Raw genomic sequence first — 6,455 nt, 5'->3', positions numbered from 1 at the left:
GCGGGGGGCGCCTGGTTAAAGCGCCCGCGCACCCACTAGGCGCGTCCCTTGTCGCCTCCCCCGTCGCGTCCCCTATATAGGGGACGCGACCGTCTACAGGGGAGCAACCGTCAGCCGTCCGGCGTCAGCCCCGCCCGGCCCAGATATTGGTGCCGGGCGTGGAGACCGCGTACGCGTCGATCTCGGTGAGCTCCTCGGGCGTGAGCTTCGGTCCGGCAAGGGCCGCCACGTTCTCCTCCAGCTGCTTCACGCTGGAGGCGCCGATGAGCGCGGAGGTCATCCGCTCGTCGCGCAGGACCCAGTTGAGCGCCAGTTGCGCGAGCGACTGGTCGCGGCGGGCCGCGATGTCGTTCAGGCCGTTCAGGCGGCGCACGACCTCATCGCTGAGGAGGTCGGGGTCGAGCGACTTGCCCTGCGTGGCGCGCGAGCCCTCCGGGATGCCCTTGAGGTACTTGTTCGTGAGCAGGCCCTGTGCCAGCGGCACGAAGGAGATGCAGCCCATGCCCGCGCCCTCGAGGGTGTCGAGCAGGCCGTCGTCCTCGGTCCAGCGGTTGATCATCGAGTACGAGGGCTGGTGGATGAGGGCGGGAACGCCCATCTCCCGCAGCAGCCGCGCCGCTTCGGCGGTCTGCTCGCTGGTGTACGAGGAGACGCCCACGTACAGCGCCTTTCCCTGCTGGACGGCGGACGCGAGCGCGCCCATCGTCTCCTCCAGCGGGGTGTTGGGGTCGAAGCGGTGCGAGTAGAAGATGTCGACGTAGTCGACGCCCATCCGCTTCAGCGAGGCGTCCAGGGACGACAGCAGGTACTTGCGCGAACCCCACTCGCCGTACGGACCGGGGTGCATGAGGTACCCCGCCTTGGTCGAGAGGACCAATTCATCGCGGTACGGGGCGAAATCCTGCGCGAACAGCTTGCCGAAGTTGAGCTCGGCCGAACCGGCCGGGGGCCCGTAGTTGTTCGCCAGGTCGAAGTGGGTGACGCCCAGGTCGAAGGCGCGGCGCAGGATCTCGCGCTGGCTCGCCAGGGACTTGTCGTCACCGAAGTTGTGCCACAGGCCGAGGGAGACGGCGGGGAGCTTCAGGCCGCTGCGGCCCGTGCGCCGGTACTCCATGGCGTCGTAACGGTCCGCTGCCGCTTGGTACAGAGACGTGTCGTTCATGGGTACGAAGCTACTGCAGCTCCGGATCATCGCGAGAGCGGAGGCCCGCTCACCCGAGAGCAGAGACAGGCCCGCACAGCGGTAGGCTTTCGCCTTCGGGGACTGCCATCTGCATGGAGGGGCTGACAGAAGTGAACCTGCGCGACCTGGTGTACGGACTTTACGCACGCCGGGTGGAAGGCCGCCTCGACCACGACCAGGTGCCCAAGCACATCGGGGTCATCCTCGACGGCAACAGGCGCTGGGCCAAGGCGTCCGGCGGGACCACCGAACAGGGGCACCAGGCGGGTGCGTACAAGATCGAGGAGTTCCTCGGCTGGTGCGCCGAGACGGACGTCGAGGTCGTCACTCTCTGGATGCTTTCCACCGACAACCTCGACCGCCCGGAGCAGGAGCTGATCCCGCTCCTCGGCATCATCGAGGACACGGTCCGCGGCCTCGCCGCCGACGGCCGCTGGCGCGTGCACCACGTGGGCACGAAGGACCTGCTGCCCGACCGCACCCAGGCCGTCCTGAAGGAGGCCGAGCAGTCCACCCACGGCAACGCCGGGATACTGGTCAACGTGGCCGTCGGGTACGGCGGCCGGCAGGAGATCGCCGACGCGGTCCGCTCGCTGATCCTCGACCACGCGGACAAGGGCACGAGCCTGGAGGACGTCGCCGAGACCGTCGACGTCGATCTGATCTCCAAGCACCTCTACACACGCGGCCAGCCGGACCCCGACCTGGTGATCCGAACGAGTGGAGAGCAGCGCCTGTCAGGCTTCATGCTCTGGCAGTCGGCCCACTCCGAGTACTACTTCTGTGAAGTTTTCTGGCCGGCCTTCCGCAAGGTCGATTTCCTGCGTGCGCTGCGTGATTACGCGGCCAGGCACCGGCGCTACGGCGGCTGACACCCACGAGGTGTCCAGGAAGTGCTCATGTCGGTGAGGCGTGAGTAACCCAGAGTTCACGGACGCGCCGTCATATGCCCTGGCATGGCTGCACGTGTTCGAGGGAATAAGCCTTCCAGGTCGACATCCGATTCACGGATGTCGTATCTCAGCGGGCGGCATGGGGCCGTCCGCCCGGGAGGCCCTTTGCACCAGGACGACCGTGCGGTGAGTACGGGCGAAGTGGAGGGCCGGAGCTCGGCCCGCGCACTGCGGCACGAGACCGGTCCGGACTTCTCCCGGCATCCTTCCCGTCGCTCCCCGACCTCATCCGAGGGGGTACGTCCTTCCGTGGTGACCAGCACAAAGCGCCGCATGCCCGACAGGCGCACCTATGTTCTCGACACCAGCGTTCTGCTCGCTGACCCGAATTCCATGTACCGCTTCGACGAGCACGAAGTCGTGCTGCCCGTCGTCGTGGTCACGGAGCTCGAGGCGAAGCGGCACCATCCGGAGCTCGGCTACTTCGCCCGGCAGGCCCTGCGCCTGCTTGACGACTGCCGGGTCCGGCATGGTCGCCTGGACGCGCCGATCCCGATCGGCGATCTGGGCGGCACGCTGCGCGTCGAGCTCAACCACTCCGATCCCGGCGTGCTTCCGGCCGGCTACCGGTTGGGGGACAACGACTCACGGATTCTCGCCGTCGCGCGCAACCTCCAGGCAGAGGGATACGACGTCACCGTCGTGTCGAAGGATCTGCCTCTGAGGATCAAGGCGTCCTCGGTCGGCCTCCTCGCAGAGGAGTATCGGGCCGAGCTCGCCATCACGGACTCCGGCTGGACCGGAATGTCCGAACTGACCCTCTCGGGCGAACAGGTGGACCTCCTCTTCGAGGAAGACACCCTGTATGTGCCGGAGGCGGCAGACCTGCCCGTCCATACGGGCCTCACCATCCAGTCCGAGAAGGGCAAGGCGCTCGGCCGGGTCACGGCCGACGGCAACGTCCGTCTCGTACGCGGTGATCGTGAGGCATTCGGCCTCAAGGGGAGGAGTGCGGAGCAGCGCATCGCGCTGGATCTGCTGCTCGATCCGGACATCGGCATCGTGTCGATGGGCGGGCGCGCGGGCACCGGCAAGTCGGCTCTCGCGCTCTGCGCGGGGCTTGAAGCCGTCCTGGAGCGCCGACAGCACCAGAAGGTGATGGTCTTCAGGCCGCTGTACGCGGTGGGCGGGCAGGAGCTCGGCTATCTGCCCGGCACCGAGGCCGAGAAGATGGGTCCGTGGGCGCAGGCGGTCTTCGACACGCTCGGCTCGGTGGCGGGCAAGGCGGTCATCGAGGAGGTGACGGCGCGCGGCATGCTCGAAGTGCTTCCGCTCACCCATATCCGCGGGCGCTCGTTGCACGACGCGTTCGTGATCGTCGACGAGGCCCAATCCCTGGAGCGAAACGTTCTTTTGACCGTTCTGTCCAGGATCGGGGCGAACTCCCGAGTCGTCCTCACCCATGACGTCGCCCAGCGCGACAACCTTCGAGTGGGGCGGTACGACGGTGTAGTTGCCGTCGTCGAGAAGCTGAAGGGCCACCCGCTCTTCGCCCACGTCACGCTCACCCGATCCGAGCGTTCACAGATCGCGGCGCTCGTGACCGAAATGCTGGAGGATGGTCAGATCTGAACCAGTACACCCTGGTTGCACGGTAGTTGGCGCCGCCCGGCGAAGCGAAGGAGCCTAGCCGGGCGGCGTCATGGCGTCCGCCCTTTTCCGAAAAACTCCTGGGGCAAACAAGGTGTGAGCTTTCACACGGCACGGAGAATTGCCTTGCGGCCTCCGGCTGGGGCAGAGTCTGGGTCCTGTCAGGCCCCGCATGCGACACACATGTACCCCCAGCGGTACTGCAACCCGGAAACACCAGAACTTCATAGTGGCCGTCGCATGCCGCCCGAAGCACCACGCGGCACTCCCATCACGGGAGTTGCCCACCGGGCCCGTGCCTCCCGTGACCGAGAACCAAGCGGAGGCCAGCGTCCAGGGGCACGATTGCGTCCGCGAGGTCACCTATGCGGGCGATGCTGGAAGGAAACCGTGTGAGCCGGATTTCGGTCCGGGGATTCGCCGTGGCATCCGCCACCGCGGTCACCACCGTCGGCGCTGTTGTTGGTGTCGCCTCGGGCAGCACCCCGGGCGCCTCGAATGACAACGACTTCGAGGCGACAGCGAGCGACGCGACACTCCTCGCAGACATCCCCGCGGGTCAGCAGGCCCAGGTACAGACCGCGTCCCTGACGCAGCAGGCCGACGCACAGGCCATGGCTGCCGACACGGCGGCGAAGAAGTCGGCGGCAGAAGCAGCGCGCAAGCAAGCTGCCGAGTCGGCGATCGCGAAGCAGAAGGCCGCTGAGAAGCAGGAGGCCGCCGAGAAGGCGGCAGCCAAGAAGGAGCGCGAGGAGAAGGCCGAGGTCAAGGCCAGCCGTTCCTCCACGCGTGACGCCGGCGACTTCGCCAAGCAGTCCTCGTACTCCGTCTCGCAGGTTCAGGCGATGGCACGGCAGATGGTCCCCGGTGACCAGTTCCAGTGCTTCAGCAACATCGTCAACCACGAGTCCACCTGGAACTACCAGGCCAGCAACGCCTCTTCGGGCGCCTACGGTCTCGTCCAGGCGCTGCCAGGATCCAAGATGTCCTCGGCCGGAGCCGACTGGCAGACGAACCCCGCCACGCAGATCAAGTGGGGTCTCGGCTACATGAACGACCGCTACGGAAGCCCGTGCGGAGCCTGGGACTTCTGGCAGGCGAACAACTGGTACTGAGCTGCTTTTCGCTCAACCTTCTAAGGCCCCTCACCGTCCTTCGGTGGGGGGTCTTTGCCGTGTACGGTCAGTCCGACAACTTCCAGGGGGGAGTGGTGGGGAAAGACGGGGGAAGAGGACGGATCATGTCGCGAGTGCCAGAGTGGATCGGCCGGCTCGGTGCCGGACTGTCTCAGATGGGCGAGCGGATGGGGCAGCACGATGAGCCCTATTCCGACCCGGAGGACAGTGCCAGGACGTCGCGGCGGTCGGCCGCCGACGGCGCTGCCGCCGCCGAGGGGGACGCGGCGGACCGTGCGGACACCGCCGCGGAGCCGGATGAGCAGGTCGTGCCCGCCCCGCCCGCGTACGCGCCGGCCGTAGCGGCACCGCCCGACCCCGTCTCGGCGGTGCCGTGGGGGATGCGGGTGGCGGCCGAGGCCGGCTGGCGTCTTCTCGTACTCGCGGGCACGCTCTGGGTGTTGATGAAGGTCATCAGCGCCGTGCAGCTCGTCGTCTTCGCCTTCGTCGCGGCGCTGCTCATCACCGCGATGCTCCAGCCGACGGTGGTCAGGCTCAAGCGGATGGGACTGCCGCGGGGGCTCGCGACGGTCGTCACGGCCGTTCTGGGCTTCGTCATCATGGGTCTGGTCGGCTGGTTCGTCGTCTGGCAGGTCATGGACAACGTGGACACGCTGTCCAGCCAGGTCCAGGACGGCATCGACGATCTGCGCAACTGGCTGCTCACCAGCCCGTTCCACGTGACCGAGGACCAGATCAACGACATCGCCAAGAGCCTGCGCGAAGCGGTCGGGGCGAACACGGAGACGCTGACGTCGGCGGGGCTCGAAGGGGTCACCGTGATCGTGGAGGCCATGACCGGCATCCTGCTCGCGATGTTCTCGACGCTCTTCCTGCTGTACGACGGGAAGCGGATCTGGCAGTGGGTCCTGAAGCTGGTCCCGGCGCCCGCGCGGCCCGGCATCGCGGGGGCGGGGCCGCGTGCCTGGCGCACGCTGACCGCCTATGTGCGCGGCACGGTGATAGTGGCTCTGATCGACGCGATCTTCATCGGCCTCGGGATCTACTTCCTCGGGGTGCCGATGGCGGTACCGCTGGCCGTCTTCATCTTCCTGTTCGCGTTCATCCCGCTGGTGGGTGCGGTGGTTTCGGGCGCGCTCGCCGTGGTGGTCGGCCTGGTGACGCAGGGCGTCTTCACCGGTCTGATGACCCTGGTCGTGGTCCTCGCCGTGCAGCAGATCGAGGGCCACATCCTCCAGCCGTTCATCCTCGGCCGTGCCGTGCGGGTGCATCCCCTGGCCGTCGTGCTGTCCGTGGCGGCGGGCGGGCTCGTCGCCGGGATCGGCGGTGCGGTGGTGGCCGTGCCGCTCGTCGCCGTGACGAACACGGTGGTGGGCTATCTGCGGGCGTACTCCCGTGAGGCGGCCCTGAAGCAGTCACCGCAGCCTCGCGGGGCGACGGCGGTGGATGTTGCCCCGGTGGAGCCGGCTTCCCCGTCGTCGGGCCCGTAGTCCGGCGGACCTCTTTCAGCCCGTCCGGCGTTTGAGGACGAACTCGGCGAAGCCGGTGACAGACGGTACGCAAGAGGAACGGCCCCTCCCGGCAACTGCTGGG

At 67.7% G+C, this 6,455-nt stretch carries 5 protein-coding genes; 4 read left to right on the top strand and 1 reads right to left on the bottom strand.

Features of this window, described 5'->3' with window-relative positions:
- Positions 1-124: 124 nt before the first annotated feature.
- On the bottom strand, positions 125-1,162 hold the full coding sequence (gene mgrA / locus ACFQ7F_RS44975) for an L-glyceraldehyde 3-phosphate reductase (RefSeq protein WP_383285287.1): 1,038 nt from the start codon (positions 1,160-1,162) through the stop codon (positions 125-127).
- A gap of 131 nt (positions 1,163-1,293) precedes the next feature.
- On the opposite strand from mgrA, the gene ACFQ7F_RS44970 reads away from it, so the two are divergent.
- The 4 genes from ACFQ7F_RS44970 (at position 1,294) to ACFQ7F_RS44955 (ending at position 6,352) form a co-directional block, all read left to right on the top strand.
- Complete coding sequence (locus tag ACFQ7F_RS44970) at positions 1,294-2,055, top strand: isoprenyl transferase (RefSeq protein WP_383285290.1); 762 nt, start codon at positions 1,294-1,296, stop codon at positions 2,053-2,055.
- A gap of 330 nt (positions 2,056-2,385) precedes the next feature.
- Complete coding sequence (locus tag ACFQ7F_RS44965) at positions 2,386-3,708, top strand: PhoH family protein (protein WP_383285284.1); 1,323 nt, start codon at positions 2,386-2,388, stop codon at positions 3,706-3,708.
- A gap of 392 nt (positions 3,709-4,100) precedes the next feature.
- A complete protein-coding gene (locus ACFQ7F_RS44960) occupies positions 4,101-4,841 on the top strand; it encodes a lytic transglycosylase domain-containing protein (protein WP_383285281.1) in 741 nt (246 codons plus the stop codon).
- A 125-nt stretch (positions 4,842-4,966) separates the two neighbouring features.
- Entirely contained in the window at positions 4,967-6,352 is a 1,386-nt protein-coding gene (locus ACFQ7F_RS44955; protein ID WP_383285278.1) for an AI-2E family transporter, read from the top strand.
- Positions 6,353-6,455 lie beyond the last annotated feature (103 nt).

It is taken from the genome of Streptomyces sp. NPDC056486, from assembly GCF_042795295.1.
GTDB lineage: Bacteria > Actinomycetota > Actinomycetes > Streptomycetales > Streptomycetaceae > Streptomyces.
The sequence above is the reverse complement of the archived record's forward strand: the minus strand, read 5'-3'. Positions and strand labels throughout refer to the sequence as shown.

Excerpts from the sequence above, each read along its gene's own strand:
- mgrA (WP_383285287.1), bottom strand. The coding sequence starts at position 1,162 with ATGAACGACACGTCTCTGTACCAAGCGGCAGCGGACCGTTACGACGCC.
- ACFQ7F_RS44960 (WP_383285281.1), top strand. The coding sequence starts at position 4,101 with ATGCTGGAAGGAAACCGTGTGAGCCGGATTTCGGTCCGGGGATTCGCC.
- ACFQ7F_RS44955 (WP_383285278.1), top strand. The coding sequence starts at position 4,967 with ATGTCGCGAGTGCCAGAGTGGATCGGCCGGCTCGGTGCCGGACTGTCT.